The following is a 2,057-nucleotide window of genomic DNA, read 5'->3' as shown; positions in this document are numbered from 1 at the left end:
GCGGGCCGGAAGCCCCGACACCGCCGAGAACAGCAGCCGCAGGTACGGCAGGTAGGGGACGAGCCGGGAGCGGTCCGGGGAGCGCAGGATGGCGTTGATCTCCCGGTAGAACGCGGACTCGCAGGTGTAGAGGTAGAGGGCGGCGATCGCGTCGGCGGACAGGCCGGCGACCGCTTCGTCCGCCCGCACCTTGCCGAAGTCGTGCGATCGCTGGACGTGCCGGTCGAGCCCGCGCAGCAGCTGGGCGACCGGGGAGACGGCCTCACGGAAGTCCATGAGCGGGGTGTCGAACACGCCGGTGATCGCGGGAAGGACGAGGCCCTCGTCCTTGACGCTGGCGAGCCGCTCCAGATACAGCTGGTGCAGTTCCATCGTGGACGTGATGAACGCGCCCATCCGCTCCGCGACGCCGCCGCCGATCGCGCCGTCCCCCGCCGCGTGCTGGTCCCAGCCCTTGCTGGGCAGCCAGTCGATCTCGTCGGCGCCCAGCGAGGCCAGCGCCTCGTTCACCATGGCGAAATGGTCGCCGTCGCAGAAGATGTCGCCCTGCGCCGCCGGGTTGGGGTGGTCGATGTGGCGGACCTCGACCCCGGGGTACTTCTTCTGGAGCTGGAGGACGATCTTCTTCAGGTTGCGCGCGTGCGCGCCCCACCACGCGAAGACGACACCCCGGTCCTCCTCGTCCTCGGCGTTCTGCTTGGCCTTGAGGATCTCCTCGACGATCCGCTCCGCGACCGGACGCCAGAACGCGGTGTGCGGGTCGGCGCCCCTCGGCCCGTCGCTGCTCGCGGTCAGGGCCGCGTTCAGCAGCAGCACGCCCTGGGTGAGCATCGCCTGGAACCACTCCGGCGGCTGCACGGTGTCCTGCTTCTTCAGCAGCGCGCGGATGTCCGCGATCGGTGTCTTCTTCGGTATGCCGTACTTCCACATCGCCGCCGCCTTGATGATGCAGCGGATGCTGACGACCCGGCCGAACTGACTGTCCTTCCAGTCGTGGAAGGTGTTGTCGAACATGGCGATGCCGGTGGCGCTCTCCGGCCGCGGGTACGGGTTCTGCCCGAAGACGACGACCTTCCACTTGTGCGGCGGGTTCGGCTTGAGCGCCTGGAAGGTCAGTTCGCGGACCGGGACGACGTCCGGGCCGCGGCCCGGGCCGATGAACGAGGCCGCGTTCGGCTGCGCCTCGATGACCGGCTTCAGCAGCGGCAGCCACGGTTCCCCGCCGCCCTTGAACAGCTCGGTCAGGGCCAGCGGGTCGTTCGGGTCCGGCTGGGCCGGGGTGTTGGCGTCGATCATGGCCGGGAGGCTAGCAGCGGGGTACGACAACCCGACCGTCGTCCAACGGCGTTGTCAGTGGGCGCCTGTAGCGTCGTGATCGGTGGAAGGACCCGTGTCCCGATGGGAGTGGAAGATGACCGTGAACCGCGTGCAGCCGCCGCTGAAGGTGGTGTTGACCGACATCAACACGAAGGTGGTGCAGGCATGGCGGGCGGCGTTCGCCGACACCCCCGAGACGGAGATCCGCAAGGGCTCGATCCTCGACGAGAGGGTCGACGCCTGGGTCAGCCCGACCAACTCCCGGGGGCTGATGAACGGCGGGGTGGACGCGGTCGTCAAGCGGCACCTCGGGGCGGGCATCCAGCTGCGGGTGCAGCGGGCGATCCGTGACGAGTTCGGGGGCAGGCTCCCGGTGGGCAGCGCGGTGTGCGTGCCGTCCGGGGCGGTCAACCCGAAGTTCCTGATCTCGACGCCGACGATGGAGCAGTCCTCACAGAACGTCAGCGAGACGCTGAACGTGGCGCTGGCGTGCGCCGCCGCGTTCCAGGCGATCCACCGGCAGAACCGGCAGGCGCCGGGCAGCATCCGGTCGGTGGCGCTGGTCGGTCTGGGCGCCCAGACCGGCCGGGTGCCGGCCCAGGTCTGCGCCAACCTGATGTGGACGGGCTACACCCTGTTCAACGACTACTGCTTCGAGGACTACGACGACCTGCGCGCCACGATCGTCGCCCAGCTCGACGACATCGAGAACGCCCCCACCGAGACCCGGGTCCGCATAG

Annotated in this window: 2 protein-coding genes; one reads left to right on the top strand and one right to left on the bottom strand. The window is 69.5% G+C overall.

Annotated features, from left to right (window positions below; all coding sequences use genetic code 11):
- Window positions 1-1,296: uracil-DNA glycosylase (locus ALMP_RS35155; protein WP_264935830.1), on the bottom strand; the 1,296-nt coding region annotated here is incomplete at its 3' end.
- Window positions 1,297-1,411: 115 nt separating this feature from the next.
- Here ALMP_RS35155 and ALMP_RS35150 point away from each other — a divergent pair.
- On the top strand, window positions 1,412-2,057 hold a 646-nt coding region (locus ALMP_RS35150), incomplete at its 3' end, for a macro domain-containing protein (protein ID WP_264935829.1).

It is taken from the genome of Streptomyces sp. A012304, assembly GCF_026008495.1.
In the GTDB taxonomy this organism is placed as follows: Bacteria; Actinomycetota; Actinomycetes; order Streptomycetales; family Streptomycetaceae; genus Streptomyces.
This window is presented reverse-complemented; position numbering and strand designations above follow the sequence as displayed.